Raw genomic sequence first — 17,479 nt, 5'->3', positions numbered from 1 at the left:
TGAAGATTCTCTTGATTTTAGAGAGTGAGAGTTCTAATTTTAAGGAAATACACATTTAGAAGGGAGCTGTCATGACCACCTCGACCCAGACCAAGACCGTGGCCCGTCCTCCGCTGTTGCAGGACGGATACCGGCAGGCCTTCCTGCTGCTGCGGACCGTCTTCACCGTCGCGCCGATCCTGTTCGGACTCGACAAGTTCGTGCGGGTTCTCAAGCCTGACTGGGAGGTGTACCTGGCTCCCTGGATGAACGGCATGATCGGCATGGACGCGCACACCTTCATGTACATCGTCGGTGCCGTCGAGATCGTCGCGGGGATCCTGGTCGCGTTCCTGCCGCGGATCGGCGGCTACGTCGTCGCGCTATGGCTGCTCGGCATCATCGTGAGCCTCGTCAGCGTCGGCGGGTACCTCGATATCGCGCTGCGCGACTTCGGACTGCTCGTGGGCGCGCTCGCCCTGTCCAGCCTGGCCGCAGGACGCAAGAGCGACCGCACCCGTTGAAGGCAGACGGAGAAGGCGCGCGCCCAGGGGACGCGCGCCTTCTCCGTGCGTGCGAGTGCGGAGGCGTGGTCCTCCGCGAGCTGCGCGGCTGAGCCTGCGCGGCTCAGGCGGCGAGCCAGAGCCCCTTGCGATCGGTATCCAGCGTCATGCCGGCGGCGATGATCTCGTCATCCCCGATGCGGGCGCCGCGCGCGATGTGCGCTCCGGCGCCGACCTCGGTGCGGACGCCGATGCTGGCGCCGTCCCCGATCACGGCCCCCTGCCCGATATGGGCATGGGCCTCGATCCGGGCGTTCACGCCCACGACCGCGTCGGGTTCGATCCAGGCTCCGCGCGCGACGCGCGCTCCGGCCCCGACCTTCGCGCGCGGTTCGACGTAGGCGCCCGCTTCCACGACCGCCTGCGGGTGCACCTTGGCACCGTGCGCGATGAGGCCGCGGCCGTTGGCGTGCTTGCGATAGCGCAGCGTGCCGCCCTGGCCGTCCTCGATGTCGACGTAGTTCTTGCCCACGAAAACCTCCCGTGCCCGGGACTTTCCCCGGATACATCTGCAACCGTGACGGCGGCGGATCTATTCCCGTGCACACACTTCGCGCGTGTCGTGCACGCGCCGTGACGCGGGTCAGCGCTGGCAGCGGGGGCACCAGAAGGTGCGGCGCTCCTCGGTCGGATCCGCGCCGAGCTCGCCGCTCTCGATGAGCGCGCCGCAGCGCCGGCAGGTGCGGTGCGCCCGTCCGTAGACCCAGGTCGTCCGACCGCGCTGGGCGACGCCGGTGAACGTGCGGTCGAGGCGATCGCGGTTGGCGCGGATCGTGCGCGCCCCGAGCTCCAGCAGGGCGGTGACGTCGACGTCTGTCGCGGGCGTCGTGGGGCGCACTCCGCGCAGGAACAGCAGCTCCGCGGCGTACTCGTTGCCGAATCCCGCGACGTTGCGCTGGTCGAGCAGTGCGACGTGGATCGGGCGCCGGTCGGCGCCGAGGCGGCGCGCCGCTTCGGCGAGGTCCCAGTCGGCGCCCAGCGGATCCGGTCCGAGGTGCGCGACGAGCGCGTCCTCCTGCGCGGTGGGCACGAGCGCCAGCATCGAGACGTCGAAGCCGACCGCCTCCGCGTCCGCGGTGCTCACGATCGCGCGGGCGGTGTAGCCGGGAGCCCGCCAGCGCTCGCCGGGCCGGTACAGGTGCCAGGCGCCGTCCATGCGCAGGTGCGAGCGGAGCGTCGAGTCGCCGATCCTCATCAGGATGTGCTTGCCGCGCGGCACCACGGCGTGCACGACGGACCCGGTGAGGTCGGCGGTCGCAAGCTCCGGCACCCGCAGGTCGAAGCGGGTGACCACGCCGTCGCGCAGCGCGTCGTCGAGACGGTGCGCCACGCGGTAGACGGTGTCGCCCTCAGGCATGCGCGGTCGCCTCCCCTCTGGGGTCTGCGGATCCAGCGTCGACGGCGCGATCGGTCAGGGCACGGGCCAGCATCGTGGATCCGGCGACGGCCGCGGGCATCGTGACGACCGCGCCGAGCGGGACCATGAAACAGAGCTGGGTGGCGACGCCGAAGCCGAGAACGCGCGCGCGCCCTGCGCCGAGCAGTCGCAGCCGGGCGTCGTGGTCGAGACCGCGGGCGTCGAAGGCCCGTCCCGTCAGCTCCCGCGCGAGCAGCCGTCCCGACAGCAGCACCCCGACCACGGACGCGAGCACGCCACCCACGAGCGGGATGAAGCCCAGGACCAGGGTGAGCAGCGCGACGAGCGCGCCGAGCAGGATCAGGCGCAGGCCCTCGCCGACGGTGCTCCAGAAGCCGGTCTCGCCGGTCGGTTCCCCGCCTCCCAGCGATCGCTCCACCTCGCGCCAGATGCGCTGGTAGAACGGGTCGCCGATCGTGAGCGTGAGCGCGGTGAACACCAGTCCGGACAGGACCGCCGCCGCGATGAAGACCACGATGCCGAGCGCGATGCGCAACGCGTCTCGCCATCCGGCGATCCAGCCGTCGGCGAAGGGCGTCATCCAGGCCGTGATCCCGCCGAGGGAGAAGCCCAGCGGGATCAGCGCCGCCGCGAGCACGAGGAAGCTGATCGCGGCCGGGATGAGTCCGAGCGCGAGCAGGCGCGGGTGCGTGCGCCACAGGCCGAATCCGCGCACCAGGGTGCCGAATCCCGCAGCGAACTCGCGGATCATGCCACCAGGGTATGCGTCCTGCCCGGTGGTCGAGGATCCGGCTCGGCTCATAGGGTCTTCCGCAGCGTGTAGCCGCGCGGAGTGGCGACGAACCCGGCCCCCTGCAGCAGCCGGCCGAGCAGGGATCCACCGGCCGTGCCGTACATCCCGTCTCCGTTCACCTTCTCGACCGTGAGCGTCTCCAGCCGCCGCGCCTTCGCGGTCGCCGCGAGCTCGGCGGTGGCTGCGCGCAGCTCCTCCTCGTCGTCCGTGAAGGCGAGCACCGTCTTGCCGCCGCGCTCGAGGTAGAGCGCGAGAGCTCCGTCGACCAGCACGACCAGGGCGCCGGCCTTGCGGCCGGGCCGGTGCGAGACCGCGCCTGCGGCCGTGCCGGCACCGTCCCGCCGCGGCCAGCCGAGCGCCGCCCCGTACGGGTTGGCCGGGTCGGTCGCGGCGAGCGTGCGCGCGATCCGCGGAGGGGGATCGGCGAGCCCGGAGAAGGTGCGGAGCCGGTCGATCGTGGCCGAGGCCGCGAACTGGGCTGCGCCGAGCCTCTCGATCACGTAGCCGCGCCGGCAGTGCCCCGCCTCCTCGAACCCCGCGAGCACCCGGTAGGCCTGGGCGAAGCCGCCCGGCAGGCCCTCCGACTGCACGGATCCGCGCGTGACGACGCCGTAGCGGTCCAGCAGCAGGCCCGCCGAGACCGTGGCGCGCCGGGCCGGATCCGTCTCCGCCTCCGGCAGCAGCGACCAGCGCCCTCCGACGTTCAGCGGACGCGGCGCGGAGGTGGGCCGCGCGAGCGACATGCCCCGGAAGGTGCGTGCGCGGGGGGCGCGGCGCGCGACCTTGTGCGCCTGGTTGCCGCCGCTCAGGAGCGCGCGGATCGGGGCGAAGGTGTCGTTCGTGACGTGGCCCGACCACGCGAGGTTCCAGAGCGCCTCGACCACGGAGGCCTCGTTCTCGGCGCCTCCAGGCGGAGCCGGCTGATCGGGCGACGCGATGGCTTCGCGCAGCTGCGCGGCGAAGCATGCGCCGCCCGAGGCGAGCGCGGCGAGCAGCTGGGCTTCGAGGGATCCCGGCTCCGGCGCCTCCTCGGCGAACGGCACTGTGAACGGCGCGAGATCCGCGGGGTGCAGGGAGACCCAGCCGTCGCGACCGGGGAGGGCTCCGTGGCCGGCCCAGACGACCTCCCCGGAGCTGGTCAGCTCGTCGAGCATCGCGGGCGTGTAGTCGCGCACGCGCTGCGGCAGGACCAGCGACTCCCAGGCGCTCGCCGGGATCGGCACGCCGGCGAGCTGTTCGATCGCGGTCGCGACCCCGTCGATGCCCTCGAGCGGCCGCGCGAGGTGCTGCCACTCCGGAAGGAAGCGCGCGAATGCGGCGGGCGACACGGGCTCGACGCTGCCGCGGATGGCTGCCAGCGAGCGCATCCGCAGCCGCCGCAGCACCTCGGTGTCGCACCACTCCGTCTCATCCGGGCCTGCGGACGTCGCGGATGCGCGGGCCCCCGCCTCGGAGGCGCTCGGAGGATCCGGCAGGAAGTATCCGCTCGTGACGCGCCCGTCGGCCTCGAGCCGTTGCAGCGTCTGCCGCACGATCGCCGATCCGAGTCCGAAGCGGGCGGCGACGGCGGATCCGAGGAAGGGGCCGTGCGTGCGCGCATGCCGGGCCACGAGATCGCCGAGCGGATCCGCGACCGGCTCCAGGAACGCCACGGGGATCCCGACGGGAAGCGGCACGCCCAGCGCGTCGCGGAGTCGGCCCGCGTCCTCGATCGCGGCGACCCTGCGGACGCCGCCGATCGTGACCTCGATCGCGCGGCGGGCGTCGACCAGGGCGTCGAGGTGGGCGGCGGCCTCGGCCACGCCCTTCGTCTCGTCGCTGCGCTCCTCGCTCAGGGACCGGTCGGCTTCCGGTCCCTGAGCGAGCGAAGCGAGACGAGGGGCGTCGGGTGTATCGGCCGGTTCGAGCCGCGCTGCGACCTCGCCCGCGTCGAGCGGTCCGAGCAGGCGCAGCAGATCCGCGACGCCCTCGACGCCGCGCGCACGGCGGGACGGATCCAGCCTCTGCGCCTCGCGCTCGAACTGGGCGATGACTTCCGGGTCCAGCAGTTCGCGCAGCTCGACCGTGCCGAGCAGCTCGCCCAGCAGGGCCGGATCCACCGACAGCGCGGCGGCCCGGCGCTCCGCGAGCGGGGAGTCGCCCTCGTACATGAAGGCGCCGACGTAGCCGAACAGCAGGTCGCGGGCGAAGGGCGAGGGCTGGGCGGTCTGCACCTCGACGAGCCGGATGCGCCGCTCCGCGATGCCGGTCGCGAGACGCCGCAGCGAGGGCAGGTCGTAGACGTCCTGCAGCACCTCGCGCAGCGTCTCTAGGATGATCGGGAACGTCGGGTGCTTGCGGGCGACTTCGAGCAGCTGCGCCGAGCGCTGCCGCTGCTGCCACAGCGGAGTGCGCCGGTTGGGGTTCATCCGCGGCATGAGCAGGGCGCGCGCCGCGCACTCGCGGAAGCGCGAGGCGAACAGCGCGGATCCGCCCACCTCGTCGGTCACGATCCGCTCGAGCTCGTCGGGCTCGAAGACGAACAGCTCGGCGCCGGGCGGCTCCGCGTCGGCGTCCGGCACACGGACGATGATGCCGTCGTCGCTCGCGACCGCCGACCCCTCGACCCCGAGGCGCTCGCGGATGCGGGCGTTCACGGCCAGGGCCCACGGCGCATGGACCTTCTGCCCGAAGGGCGAGTGCAGGATCACGCGCCAGTCGCCGATCTCGTCGCGGCTGCGCTCGACGGTCAGCGCGCGGTCGGTGGGCAGCGTGCCCGTCGACTCCTTCTGCTCGTTCAGGTGCGCGAGCAGGTTCGCCTGCGCGCGGTCGTCGAGCCCGGCGGCGCTGAGCCGCTCCCGCGCCTTCTCGGGCGTCGCGCCCTGCACCTCGCGGTTGAAGACGCCGAGGGCCTCGCCGAGCTCGAACGGGCGACCGAGGCCGTCGCCGTGCCAGAACGGCACCTTGCCCGGTTGCCCGTAGGCCGGGATCACGTTGACCCGGTCGTGCGTGATCTCGGCGATCCGCCAGCTCGTGGTGCCGAGAGTGAACACGTCGCCGACCCGCGACTCGTAGACCATCTCCTCGTCGAGTTCGCCGACGCGCGCGCCGGTCGTCTCCCCGGCGACGAAGACGCCGAAGAGCCCGCGGTCGGGGATCGTGCCGCCGCTCGTGACCGCGATCCGCTGCGCGCCGGGGCGTCCGGTGAGCGTGCCGGCATCGCGATCCCAGACGAGGCGCGGGCGCAGCTCGGCGAACTCGTCGGAGGGGAAGCGCCCGGCGAGCAGATCCAGGGTTGCCTCGTACGCCGAACGGGGGAGCGCGGCGAAGGGCGCGCTCCGGCGCACCGTGTCGAACCACTGCTCCACGTCGAGGGGGTCCAGCGCGCAGGCGGCGACGGTCTGCTGCGCGAGGATGTCGAGGGGATTCCGCGGCACGCTGATCGCCTCGATCTGTCCCGCGAGCATGCGCTCGGTGACGATCGCGGTGTGCAGCACGTCGCCGCGGTGCTTGGGGAACAGCGAGGCACGGCTGATCTCGCCGACCTGGTGTCCCGCGCGACCCACGCGCTGCAGTCCGGATGCGGCGGAGGGCGGGGCCTCCACCTGGATCACGAGGTCGACAGCGCCCATGTCGATGCCGAGCTCGAGGCTGCTCGTCGCGACGACGCAGCGCAGCACGCCCGACTTGAGCTCCTCCTCGACGATCGCCCGCTGCTCCTTGGAGACCGAGCCGTGGTGCGCCTTGGCGAGCACCGGATCCGCTCCGGCGGTCGAACCGGCCTGCGCCATCATGGCCGCGGGTGGTCCCTGAGCCTGTCGAAGGGTGGCCGCCGGCAGGTCGAGTCCGATCCGTTCGCTGTAGATCTCGTTCAGCCGCCCGGTGAGCCGCTCGGCGAGGCGGCGCGAATTGGCGAACACGATCGTCGAGCGGTTCTGCAGGATCTTGTCGACGATCGCCTCTTCGACGTGCGGCCAGACGGATCCCGTCATCTCGGTGTTCTCGCCGAACGCGTCCGCGCCGAAGTCGTCCGCGCGCTCGGCGCCGGCCGGTCGGGGGGTCTCGTCGGTGCCGGGCGGCGGGGGAGGGTTGAGCATGTCCTCGATCGGCACCACGACCTGCAGATCGAAGGTCTTCGAGGCGGGAGGCGCCACGATCTCGACGGGCTGTGCGCCCCCGAGGAACCGCGCCACCTCGTCGATCGGGCGCACGGTCGCGCTGAGGCCGATGCGCTGCACGGGGGCCTCGGCCCCGGCTGCGCGGCGCAGCTGGTCGAGCCGTTCGAGGCTGACCGCGAGATGGGCGCCGCGCTTGGTCGCGGCGACCGCGTGCACCTCGTCGATGATGACCGTGTGCACGTCGCGCAGGGTGTCGCCGGCCCGGCTCGTGAGCATGAGGTACAGCGATTCGGGCGTGGTGATGAGGATGTCCGGCGGATCCACGACCAGGCGGCGGCGGTCCGACGAGGTCGTGTCGCCCGAGCGCACGCCCACCGTCACGGAGGGTGCAGGGATCCCGAGCCGACGGGCGGACTGCCCGATGCCGATGAGCGGCGAGCGGAGGTTGCGCTCCACATCGACGCCGAGGGCCTTGAGCGGCGAGATGTAGAGGATCCGGGTGCGTCCGGGGCGCTCGGCGTCCTTCTTCGCCGAAGGGCGCTTCTTCGCGGGACGCGCGGGAGCCTGGTGAGCGGGGGCGGCTTCGTCAGCGGCAGGAGCTTCGGGCGCAGCACCCTCGGCGGTGCGCTCGCGGAACACCCGGTCGATCGCCCAGAGGAAGGCCGACAGCGTCTTGCCCGACCCGGTCGGCGCGACGACGAGCGCATGCCTCCCGCCCGAGATCGCCTCCCACGCCCCCGCCTGCGCCGGGGTGGGTGCGGTGAACGCCCCGCGGAACCAGTCCTGGGTCGCGGGGGTGAAGCGGTCGAGCACGCGATGCGCTGAGCCGGTCGGAGCGTCGCTCATCCGTCCATCTTCGCGGCTGCCGCGGACATTCGGGATCGGATCCGCCTTGGGCGCAACGGCCCGGAACACTCGAGGCGAAGGCGCATCCCCCTCAGCGCTCCTGCTGACCTCCGCGTTCGTGGCGTGCTCGGCGGGAGCGCTCCCGCATCCCGGGGGCGAAGAAGATCAGTAGGCCGAGCAGCGTCGGCACCAGGGCGGCCATCGCGAGCAGGTACCCCTTCGGCTCCGCATAGCCGCGGCTGACCATCACCGCGTCTGCGATCGCGAACCCGAGGGACAGGCCGGTGACGGCGCTGCCGAGTGCGCGCAGCGTGACGGCCCCCGGGCCGGTGCCGCGCACGCGACGGGTCAGGACATCGACGACGACGGCGAGCACGGCGCAGACGACGGCGATGAGGATCCAGACGATGCTGACGATGCTCGCCTCGGTGTGCAGGTAGCGCAGCGTCGCGCCCGAGGCGACGACCCACGTGAGCGCGGCGACGATCCATGCGGTCGTGGACAGGGCGGAGGCCGCCCGTGCGCTGAGCCGCGGACGGGCGGACGGGTCTGCGGGCTCCATGCCTTGACGCTACCCGGCGGGCGGTGAGCCCGTGCTCGGATCCTGTCGCGGATCTCCAAGCCCTCCGTCCCGGCACGGTGCGAGCATGGATGCATGGCCGAGCACACCACGAACTACACGAGCACGTTCATCGAGGTGGCCGAGGACTGCCCGACGGACCACGCGCAGGAACCGCCCGCAGGCTCTTCGGCGAGCTCAGGGACCGTCCCGACGATCGGGGCGCTGCACTACCGGATGATCGCGGAGCACCCTTTCGAGCGGACCTCCGACGACGTCATCTTCTCCACCTGGGCGCTGCGCCGAGGCATCGACCCCGCGGATGGTGAGGCACGGGACGAGTTCTTCTCGAAGGGGCAGGCCTGCCTTCGAGCCTCGCCGCTCGGCAAGCGCTACGGCTGGGGCGTCCTCAGCGACGCCGAAGGACGGGTCACGCTGGTGCCTCGCGAGTCCGAGGAGTACGCGCTCCTCGCGGCGGATCCGACGCTCGGCCACACCCGCGCGATGCGGGCGAGGCGCGCCTGAAACCGAGACCCCTGCGGGCTCACTTCTCCTTGGGGATGAGGATCCAGAGCACGATGTAGACCCACAGCGGCAGCCCTGCGAACACCATCAGGACGATGGCGAGCAGGCGCATGAGGAGGACGGGCCAGCCGAACCTGTGGGCGAGCGCGGCACAGACGCCGGCGATGATGCGGCCCTTGCGGGGGCGGACGAGGGTGCTCATGCCCACATCCTGCCCCCGCGTCCTGGACGGCCGCTGGATCAGGCCCTCACGGGTGGGGAGACAGCGCGACCTCGGAGAGGGCGCCGTCCGAGTCGAGCTCCAGCGTCAGATCCAGGTCCAGGCGCTGCAGGAACGCGTCGTCGTGGCTCACGACCAGCACCGCCCCGCGGTAGGCACGGAGCGCCTGCACGACCTGATCCACGGTGTCGAGGTCCAGGTTGTTCGTCGGCTCGTCGAGCACCACGAGGTGCGGCGCGGGGTCGGCCAGCAGCAGGGTCGCCAGCGCGACCCGGAAGCGCTCCCCGCCGGACAGCGCTCCCACCTGCCGGTCCATGGCGGAACCGCGGATCAGGAACCGGGCGAGTCGGTTGCGCAGCTCCTTCTCCGGGATCTCCGGAGCACGCGCCGCGACGTTCTCGACCACGGTCGCGGTCTCGTCGAGACCGTCGATCCGCTGCGGCAGGTACCCGATCCGGTCCGTGTGCGGGACGCCGCTGAGGGCGGACATCTCGGGCACGGAGGCAGGATCCGGCGGGGCAGGATCCGCGACCGGATCCGCACCCGGATCCGCGGAGCCGGCCCCGTCGACGAGTCGCCGGAGCAGCGTCGTCTTGCCCACTCCGTTGCGTCCGATCAGCGCGACGCGCTCGGGGCCCTGGATCGTCCAGAACCTCTCGGCGTCTCCGAGGGTCGCGATGCGTCGGCTCCGGGAGACGCCGGGATCGGGCAGCTCGATCTTCATCGTGGCGTCGTTGCGGATCCGATGCCCTGCCGCGTCGAGGGCGTCGCGCGCCGTGCCCTCCTTCTCGGCGACCTCGGTGCGGAGCCGGCCGGCCGAGACCTGCGCCGCCATCTTGCGGCCGTTCGCGACGATCTTCGGCACGCGCTTCTCCTCGAAGGCCTTCTTCGCCATCTGCGAGCGGGTCGCGAGCTTCAGCTCGGCTTCGATGCGCTGTCGCTTCTCCTTCCTGAAGGCCTGCTTGGCATCCCTCTCGGCCTGCTTCGCGGACTCCTGCTCGGTATCCAGCCACGTGCGCCACTCCGAATAGGGGCCGCCGAAGACGCTGAGCTCGCGGCCATACAGCTCGGCGGTGTCGTCCATGAGCTCGAGCAGCGCGACGTCGTGGCTGACCACAACGAGGGTGCCCCGCCAGGAGCGCACCATCTCGCCGAGCCGCGCCCGCGCGTCGCGGTCGAGGTTGTTGGTCGGCTCGTCGAGCAGCGTGATCGGCGCACGATGCGCGCGGATCCCGGCGATCGCGACGAGCACCGCCTCCCCGCCCGAGAGCTCGCCGACGGTGCGGTCGAGGAACGACGGATCCAGACCCGCCTCGGCCAGCGCCGCCTCGGCGCGGGCCTCGACGTCCCAGTCGTCGCCGACCTCGTCGAAACGGGCGGGGTCGACATCGCCCGCCGCGATCGCGCGGACCGCGTCGAGCGCGCCGGCCACGCCGAGGAGCTCGGCCACGCGGGCGTGCGTGTCGAGCGTGAGGCGCTGCGGCAGGTACGCCACCTCGCCGGTCGCGGTGATGTGCCCGGACGTCGGCGTCAGCTCGCCCGCGATGAGGCGGAGCAGCGTCGACTTGCCGGATCCGTTGCGTCCGACGAGGCCGGTGCGGCCTGCGCCGAAGGCGCCGGACACGCTGTCGAGCGCGGTGGACCCGTCGGGCCAGGTGAAGGTGACGCGGTCGAGCACGACCGCGGAGGAGGGGGTGAGGAATGACATGGGCGGCTCCCAGAAGGTGTTCGGGGTGCGCTGAGGCCGATCGGTCTTGTGCGGAGAGAGGAGTCGTCGCGAAGAGGACGGATCTCAGGGACCGGAGATGCCTGTGCCGGAACAAGCGGGCAGGAAGGAGTGTCGGATCAGCGCGTGGATGGAACGCGGAGGCGACGACTCAGATCAAGGGACTTCCTTACGCGGCGGACAGGACCCGGACGACGATACCGGGCGCCCTGGATTCGTGCAACCCGGGCGTGTCGCATCTGCGGTGTCAACGGACCCGGCCGGATCAGGATCCGTCCTGCGGCGGATGCCCGCACTCCTGAGGCGATCTAGCCTGGAGGCATGGAAGAGCAGCGGCCGGGATCCGGCGAGACGATGCGCCGCGTGGGCCTCGGCGCCGGTCTCGCGATCGGCATGGGCGTCGGTGTGGCGCTCGGCGCCGGTCTGAACAACATGGGCACCGGGATCGCTCTCGGACTCGTGATCGGCGCCGCGGTCATGGTGGCGTTCACAGCAGCGGGCACGCGCATGCAGCGGGACGAGCAGCGGCGCAGGGCGGAGGCCGAAGGCGGGACGGACGCCGGGCCGGTGGACGCACGCGATGCCGACGCCTCTGGCCGCGACCTCCCGGGAGACCAGCCCGATCAGCCGTCGAGCGGATCCTCTGGCGCCGGGGCCTGAAGGCTGTCCAGCCACCCGTCGAGGAAGCGCCGGGCGTCGCCCAGCTCCTCTTCCGACACGCTGTGCGTGAGGCCCGGATACACGCGCCCGGTCAGCTCCGAGTGCTCCGGGAGCCACTGCGCGGTGTGCACGATGAGGGCGGGAGGGATGACGTCGTCCCTCGAACCGCGGCCCCAGAACACCGGGGTGCGGCGCTCGCGCAGCGCGGCGTCGCCCGGGAGGTCGCCGGGGGCCGCGTAGCCGCTCAGGCTCACGACCGCGGCGATCCGCGCGGGATCCTCGCGGGCCGTCTGGAGCGCCACCGAGGCGCCCTGGGAGAAGCCGAGCAGCGCGATCGACGGGGCGTCAGCCGCCTCCGTGTCGAGCCAGCGGAGCACGGCCTCCGCGGCGGCGGTCACCGAGGCGGGGTCCCGCCGCTCCAGCTCGTCGATCGGGTACCAGGAGCGTCCTGGCATCGGCCACGGGGCGCCCAGCGGCGCCGGCAGCGACGCCACGGTCACGCCCTCGGGCAGGAACGGCACGAGCGAGAACAGGTCCCGCTCATCGGATCCGTAGCCGTGCAGGAGGACGAGCAGCGGCAGCGCCTCGTCCTGTCGCGCCCAGCGCACCGCTGCGCGATCGATCTCCACGGGTTCGGCCATGGCTCCATCCTGCCCCAGGCCGGCGACGTCCCGTCCCCGGATCGGGGCTCGCACTCGGCGCACATCGCAGACGCTGGTAGAAAGAGACCATGGCGGTACGCACACCCGACCCCGATCCGGCCGACGACGGTCTCCCCGACGCGCTGTCCGGCCTGCCCGGCGGCCTCGACGGCCTCGGGGCCTCAGGAGGGGCGAACCCCGGGTGGTTGACGGACTTCGAACTCGCCCAGGCGCGACGTCGCCTGCCGATGCTCTACGTCGAAGCCGTGCCGGTGCGCACCGACGGATCCGGTGTGGTCACCGACATCGGGATCCTGCTGCGCGCGACGCCCCTGGGCGAGATGACGCGGACGATCGTCTCGGGACGCGTGCGCTACGGCGAGACCGTCCGCGACGCGCTGTTCCGGCACCTGGAGAACGACCTCGGGCCGATGGCCTTCCCGATGCTGCCGCCGTCGCCCGCGCCGTTCACGGTGGCCGAGTACTTCCCGATCCCCGGGGTGAGCGCGTATCACGACGACCGGCAGCACGCGGTGTCGCTCGCGTTCGTGGTGCCGGTGACCGGCACCTGCGAGCCGCGTCAGGACGCGCTCGAGGTGACCTGGTTCAGCCCAGAGGACGCCGCGAGCGATGCGCTCGCCGCCGAGATGGAGGGCGGCCGCGGCACGCTCATCCGACAGGCGCTCGCGCACCTCGGCCTGCTGCGCTGAGCCCGGGACGCGGTTCGAGGGGACGCCAGTACCCCTAGCGGCTGGTCTCCTGCGCGACGAGCGCGACCAGCGCGTCGATGTCCGCCTCCGCCGTGTCGAAGCCGCACATCCAGCGCACCTCGTTGCGCGCGGCATCCCAGTCGTAGAACCGGACGGTCTCGCGCAGGCGGTCGGCGACACCGTCGGGCAGGGTGGCGAAGACCCCGTTCGACTGCGTCTGCTGGGTGAAGCCCACGCCCTGGATGGATCCGTCGGCGATGCCCGCCTCGAGCGAGGAGCGCAGCCGCTGCGCCATCGCGTTGGAACGGCGGGCGTTGCGCAGCCACAGGTCGCCCTCGAGGAGCGCGATGAGCTGCGCGGACACGAAGCGCATCTTCGAGGCCAGCTGCATGTTGAACTTGCGGGAGTAGACCAGGCCGTCGGCGGCGCCGGGGGTGAGCACGACGATCGCCTCGCCCAGCATGGCGCCGTTCTTGGTGCCGCCGAAGCTCAGCACGTCGACGCCGGCGTCGCGGGTGAAGGCGCGCAGCGGCAGGTCCAGCGCGGCCGCGGCGTTCGCGAGCCGGGCGCCGTCGAGGTGCAGCTTCATGCCGCGCGCGTGCACGTGGTCGGCCAGGGTGCGGATCTCGTCCGCGGTGTAGAGCGTGCCGACCTCGGTGGACTGCGTGATCGAGACGACCAGCGGCTGGGCGCGGTGCTCGTCGCCCCAGCCCCAGGCTTCGCGGTCGACGAGCTCTGGCGTGAGCTTGCCGTCCTCGGTGGGGACGGAGAGGATCTTGAAGCCGCCGATGCGCTCCGGCGCCCCGCCCTCGTCGACGTTGATGTGCGCGGTCGTCGCCGCGATCACCGCACCCCAGCGGGGGAGCATCGCCTGCAGCCCGGTGACGTTCGCGCCCGTGCCGTTGAAGACGGGGAAGGCCTCGACGCCCTCGCCGAAGTGCTGCCGGAAGACCTCCTGCAGCCGCTCGGTGTACTGATCCTCTCCGTAGGCGATCTGGTGGCCGTCATTGGCCTCCGCGATCGCCGCGAGCACCTCGGGGTGGATGCCGGAGTAGTTGTCGGATGCGAAGCCGCGCAGGGCCTTGTCGTGCAGAACGGTCACCCGACGAGTCTATTCCGCGGCGCCCCGCCCGCCGACCGCCCGCCGCGCCTGCGGCCGCCGGGGTTCCGCATGTCCGAGGCCCGTTCTACGCTCGAACCCATGAAGGGCACCGTCGCGTCTCGGGCGTTCGCGAGCGTGCTCGTCAACACGCTGATCGCCAACGTGACGACGAGCTTCCTCTGGTTCGCGCTCACCTTCTGGGTCTACCTCGAGACCCGGTCGGTGCTCGCCACCGGGGTCATCGGCGGCGCCTACATGCTCTTCATCGCGTTCTTCTCGATGATCTTCGGCACGATCGTCGACCGTCACCGCAAGCACACCGTGATGGTGTTGTCGAGCGTCGTCTCCGCCGTGGCCTTCCTGGTCGCGGGCGGCCTCTACCTGGCGCGCCCCGAGGCGTCGCTGCTGGATCTGAGCGGTCCGTGGTTCTGGCTGTTCTCGGGCGTGATCCTGTTCGGCGGAGTGATCGAGCAGCTGCGCAGCATCGCCCTCTCCACGACCGTGACCCTGCTGGTCCCCGTCGAGAAGCACGCGAACGCGAACGGCCTCGTGGGCACCGTGCAGGGCCTCGCGTTCCTCGTCACGAGCGTGTTCTCGGGCCTGGCGATCGGCTTCCTCGGCATGGGGTGGACCCTCGCGATCGCGATCGCGGCGATGCTCCTCACTCTGGTCCACCTGCTGTTCGTGCGTATTCCCGAGGGGCACCCGCAGCGGGATCCCGATGCTCCCGGTGCGCTCGACTTCCGCGGCAGCGCGAGGGCGATCCGGCAGGCCCCGGGGCTGTTCGCGCTGATCGTCTTCTCCACCTTCAACAACCTGATCGGGGGCGTCTACATGGCGCTCATGGATCCGTACGGCCTCACGCTGTTCGACGCGCAGACGTGGGGGTTCGCGCTCGCCTTCTCCTCCACCGGGTTCCTGATCGGCGGAGCGCTGGTGGCAAAGTTCGGCCTCGGGCCGAAGCCGATGCGCACTCTGCTGCTGCTCGTGATGGCGATGGGGTTGCTCGGTGCGATCTTCATGCTGCGGGAGTGGTGGCCGCTGTACGTCGTCGGAATGTGGCTCTACATGATGCTGGTGCCACCCGTCGAAGCCGCGGAGCAGACCGTGATCCAGAAGGTGGTGCCGTTCGCCCGGCAGGGGCGCGTGTTCGGTGTCGCGGCGGCGATGGAGGCGGCGGCCGCGCCGATCACCGCGTTCCTCATCGCCCCGCTGGCCGAGTTCCTGATCATCCCGTACATGAACGGCGATGCCGGACAGCGGCAGTGGGGATGGTTGCTCGGGAACGGTGAGGCGCGGGGGATCGCCCTGATCTGCCTGTGGGCGGGGCTCATCATGGTCCTGGCCGGGGGCCTCGCGTTCTTCACCCGCTCGTACCGCAGGCTCACCCTGCTCTACGCAGAGGCGCCGGAGCAGGACATTCCCGTGCAGGACGCCCCGGTGCAGGGCACCCACGCGCAGGACGCTCCTGTGCAGGGCGCCCCCGCCGAGGGCACCTCCGTCGAGGGGGCTTCGCCGACGACTCCGAGCGTGACGCCTTGACCGGATCCCGGCCGGTACGGGAGCATTCGGGAGTGAGCCGAGCCGATGAGGATCCGCCGGGCGCGACGGTCGAGACGAGCCGTCCGCTGCTCTCCGCCGAGCGACTGAAGGCCTTCGAGGACGCGGTCGTCGCGATCGCGATGACGCTGCTGATCCTGCCGCTGCTCGAGAACGTGTCCGAGTTCGCTCGGGAGCACAAGACCGCCCTGGAATACGTGCAGAGCGAGAACAAGCAGCTGTTCAGCTTCGCGCTGAGCTTCCTCATCATCGCGGTCTTCTGGATGAACCACCATCGTGTTTTCGACCGGGTCGAGAAGGCGACCAACGCCCTCGTCTGGTTGCAGGTGGGCTGGATGTTCACGATCGTCTGGCTGCCGGTCTCGACCGCGATGCTCGGCTCCTTGCCCGACGACGCGGTGCAGAAACTGCTCTACATCGGGGCGCTCCTCGCCTCTTCGCTGCTCATGCTCGGGACCCGGCTGTATTTGCGAGGACATCCGCAGCTGCATCGCATCGCTCCGGCGTCGCTGCGCGGCGGCCTCATCGCCGAGATCGTCATGAGCACCCTGTTCGCGGTCTCCCTCGTCATCGCCGTGCTGGTGCCGGACATCGGCTACGCGGCGATGTTCCTGCTGCTGCTCTCCGGACCCGCGCAGGCGATCCTGGCACGGAGGGGCGGCGGTCGCCGGGCGAAGGCGCGTCGCGAAGCGGGGGAGGGGATCCGTCCCGTCAGGCCAGGTCGATCACCCGATCGTTGAGCTCGGCGGCGTCGACGTCCCACAGCTCCACGACCTGCGCCGCCACCCTGTCGATGCTGTCGTCGAGCCCGCGCACGCGAAGCACGACGGCGGCCGCGCGCAGCGGCTGCTCCGCGTCGCGAGCGGCCTTGGCGAAGCCCTGCGCGACGGCACGGGTCCAGGATTCGCTCGCGGCCTTGACGGCGGCGTAGTTCGCGCCTCCCGCGAGCGGGCGGGCGACCGCGGTCGAGGAGATGATCGCGAACCGGCCGGCCTCGGATGCGCGCAGGTCGGCGTCGAACGCGCGGCTCGTCACGCGCACCGCGGTGAAGGCCTGCTCAAGGGCGCGATAGTCCTCCTCGGTCTGCCCGGCGAGGCCGCCGCCGCCGCGCCAGCCGCCGACCAGCGGCACGAGGCCGTCGATGTGCTCGCCGTCCTCGGCGAGGCGCGTCGCGAGCGCCGCGACCTCGGCCTCGTTCGTGAGGGAGCAGCTCTCCACGCGGATCGAGCCGTGCGCCGTTTCCGCCGAGGCGTCCACGGCGGGGTGCGCCGCGGCTGCGAGTGCGTCGAGTTTGCCCTTGTCCCTGCCGACCGCGACGACGCGCGCGCCGGCGCCGATCAGGGCCCGCGCGATCGTGAGGCCGGAGGGGCTCGTGGCCCCCGCGAGAAGTACGGTGCGTCCGCTGACGGTCATCGTGGTTCCTCCATGGTCATCGGTTCGGGCCGGTGGATCTGGCCGGTGGATCTGGCCGGGTCACGGGTTCCGACCCTGTTCGGGTCCGGTCATCGGATCTGGCCGGGTCGATCTGGCCGCCATTGTTGCAGCGCCGGCTTCGTTTGGGGCGTGAGTATGCGTTTTGGGGCGCGTCTCACCACGAATCCGTGGCGAGACGCGCCCCAAAACAGTGTGAAGCGCCCCCAGCGGACAGCTCAGTCGTCGGTGCCGCGGATCCCCACGGTCGATTCGATGATGGGTTTCATCTTCTTGTCGAGGGTTTCGAAGAACATGGAGAGGGGGAATTCGTCGTCGAGGACGGCGTCGGTGTAGCCCTTGGGGGCGCCGGCGAGGATGTCGTCGGACAGGCCGCGGGCCCACCGGGAGGCCGGGTGCGGGGTGAGGGTGCCGCGGACGAGTTCGTACGCGGCGAGCCAGTGCGCGATCTTGGGGCGGTCGATCGAGTGCCAGTACAGGTCGTCGATCGCGTCTCCGAGGGCGACGACGGCGTCGGGCACGTTGTCCCAGTCGAACGCGAGGGCGGTGTCGGTCCAGTGCAGCACGCCCCGCTGGTGCAGCCACGCGAACAGCAGTTGCCCGCCGACCGCATCGTAGTTGCGGGTGCGGTTGCCGGTGATCGAGAAGCGGAAGATGCGGTCGAAGATCACCGCGTACTGCACGAGGTG

At 71.7% G+C, this 17,479-nt stretch carries 17 protein-coding genes; 6 read left to right on the top strand and 11 right to left on the bottom strand.

The genetic code is table 11. From position 1 onward, the window contains the following. The first annotated feature begins 71 nt into the window (after positions 1-71). On the top strand, positions 72-503 hold the full coding sequence (locus tag CQ044_RS12950; RefSeq protein WP_045272887.1) for a hypothetical protein: 432 nt from the start codon (positions 72-74) through the stop codon (positions 501-503). Between the two features lie 103 nt (positions 504-606). On the opposite strand, the gene CQ044_RS12945 is transcribed toward CQ044_RS12950, so the two are convergent. From CQ044_RS12945 to CQ044_RS12925, 5 genes are all read right to left on the bottom strand, one after another. Beyond that, complete coding sequence (locus CQ044_RS12945) at positions 607-1,014, bottom strand: transferase (protein WP_045272888.1); 408 nt, start codon at positions 1,012-1,014, stop codon at positions 607-609. Between the two features lie 111 nt (positions 1,015-1,125). Next, positions 1,126-1,899, bottom strand: a complete 774-nt coding sequence (locus tag CQ044_RS12940) for a DNA-formamidopyrimidine glycosylase family protein (protein ID WP_105688848.1) — start codon at positions 1,897-1,899, stop codon at positions 1,126-1,128. Beyond that, positions 1,892-2,671, bottom strand: a complete 780-nt coding sequence (locus CQ044_RS12935) for an EI24 domain-containing protein (RefSeq protein WP_105688914.1) — start codon at positions 2,669-2,671, stop codon at positions 1,892-1,894. The genes CQ044_RS12940 and CQ044_RS12935 overlap by 8 nt, the downstream gene beginning before the upstream one ends. Positions 2,672-2,718: 47 nt before the next feature. Next, positions 2,719-7,656 (bottom strand): DEAD/DEAH box helicase, encoded by a 4,938-nt coding sequence (locus tag CQ044_RS12930; protein WP_105688913.1) that lies wholly within the window; start codon positions 7,654-7,656, stop codon positions 2,719-2,721. A 91-nt stretch (positions 7,657-7,747) separates the two neighbouring features. Continuing rightward, positions 7,748-8,218, bottom strand: coding sequence for a hypothetical protein (locus tag CQ044_RS12925; RefSeq protein ID WP_105688847.1), 471 nt, complete (start codon positions 8,216-8,218; stop codon positions 7,748-7,750). Between the two features lie 93 nt (positions 8,219-8,311). Between CQ044_RS12925 and CQ044_RS12920 the strand changes: the two genes are divergently transcribed. Next, the gene (locus CQ044_RS12920; RefSeq protein ID WP_105688846.1) at positions 8,312-8,740 is read left to right on the top strand and encodes a DUF6157 family protein; all 429 of its coding nucleotides are present in this window, start codon (positions 8,312-8,314) and stop codon (positions 8,738-8,740) included. 19 nt (positions 8,741-8,759) lie between these two features. Here CQ044_RS12920 and CQ044_RS12915 read toward each other — a convergent pair whose 3' ends face one another. Together CQ044_RS12915 and CQ044_RS12910 are read right to left on the bottom strand one after the other, a co-directional pair. Next, entirely contained in the window at positions 8,760-8,942 is a 183-nt protein-coding gene (locus CQ044_RS12915; RefSeq protein ID WP_045272893.1) for a PspC domain-containing protein, read from the bottom strand. 46 nt (positions 8,943-8,988) lie between these two features. Next, positions 8,989-10,668: an ABC-F family ATP-binding cassette domain-containing protein gene (locus CQ044_RS12910; RefSeq protein ID WP_105688845.1), complete on the bottom strand. Its 1,680-nt coding sequence runs from the start codon at positions 10,666-10,668 to the stop codon at positions 8,989-8,991. 339 nt (positions 10,669-11,007) lie between these two features. Between CQ044_RS12910 and CQ044_RS12905 the strand changes: the two genes are divergently transcribed. Further along, positions 11,008-11,346, top strand: coding sequence for a hypothetical protein (locus CQ044_RS12905; RefSeq protein ID WP_105688844.1), 339 nt, complete (start codon positions 11,008-11,010; stop codon positions 11,344-11,346). Here CQ044_RS12905 and CQ044_RS12900 read toward each other — a convergent pair. Next, positions 11,310-11,987, bottom strand: a complete 678-nt coding sequence (locus tag CQ044_RS12900; RefSeq protein ID WP_105688843.1) for an alpha/beta hydrolase — start codon at positions 11,985-11,987, stop codon at positions 11,310-11,312. The two genes, CQ044_RS12905 and CQ044_RS12900, sit on opposite strands and share 37 nt — an antisense overlap. A gap of 89 nt (positions 11,988-12,076) precedes the next feature. Between CQ044_RS12900 and CQ044_RS12895 the strand changes: the two genes are divergently transcribed. Beyond that, the gene (locus tag CQ044_RS12895; RefSeq protein ID WP_105688842.1) at positions 12,077-12,697 is read left to right on the top strand and encodes an NUDIX hydrolase family protein; all 621 of its coding nucleotides are present in this window, start codon (positions 12,077-12,079) and stop codon (positions 12,695-12,697) included. Between the two features lie 34 nt (positions 12,698-12,731). On the opposite strand, the gene CQ044_RS12890 is transcribed toward CQ044_RS12895, so the two are convergent. Further along, the gene (locus CQ044_RS12890; protein WP_105688841.1) at positions 12,732-13,799 is read right to left on the bottom strand and encodes a low specificity L-threonine aldolase; all 1,068 of its coding nucleotides are present in this window, start codon (positions 13,797-13,799) and stop codon (positions 12,732-12,734) included. A gap of 99 nt (positions 13,800-13,898) precedes the next feature. Between CQ044_RS12890 and CQ044_RS12885 the strand changes: the two genes are divergently transcribed. Both CQ044_RS12885 and CQ044_RS12880 read left to right on the top strand, forming a co-directional pair. Beyond that, positions 13,899-15,341 (top strand): MFS transporter, encoded by a 1,443-nt coding sequence (locus tag CQ044_RS12885; protein ID WP_105688840.1) that lies wholly within the window; start codon positions 13,899-13,901, stop codon positions 15,339-15,341. Between the two features lie 32 nt (positions 15,342-15,373). Continuing rightward, positions 15,374-16,099, top strand: a complete 726-nt coding sequence (locus CQ044_RS12880) for a TMEM175 family protein (protein WP_105688839.1) — start codon at positions 15,374-15,376, stop codon at positions 16,097-16,099. Here CQ044_RS12880 and CQ044_RS12875 read toward each other — a convergent pair. Both CQ044_RS12875 and CQ044_RS12870 read right to left on the bottom strand, forming a co-directional pair. Then, the gene (locus CQ044_RS12875) at positions 16,071-16,772 is read right to left on the bottom strand and encodes an SDR family oxidoreductase (protein WP_105688838.1); all 702 of its coding nucleotides are present in this window, start codon (positions 16,770-16,772) and stop codon (positions 16,071-16,073) included. The genes CQ044_RS12880 and CQ044_RS12875 overlap by 29 nt on opposite strands. 236 nt (positions 16,773-17,008) lie before the next feature. Further along, the coding region (locus CQ044_RS12870; protein WP_258133301.1) for a DUF6421 family protein at positions 17,009-17,479 on the bottom strand (471 nt) is incomplete at its 5' end.

Origin of the sequence: Microbacterium sp. MYb64 (genome assembly GCF_002979495.1) — a bacterium.
GTDB classification, from domain to species: Bacteria; Actinomycetota; Actinomycetes; order Actinomycetales; family Microbacteriaceae; genus Microbacterium; species Microbacterium azadirachtae_A.
The sequence above is the reverse complement of the archived record's forward strand: the minus strand, read 5'-3'. Positions and strand labels throughout refer to the sequence as shown.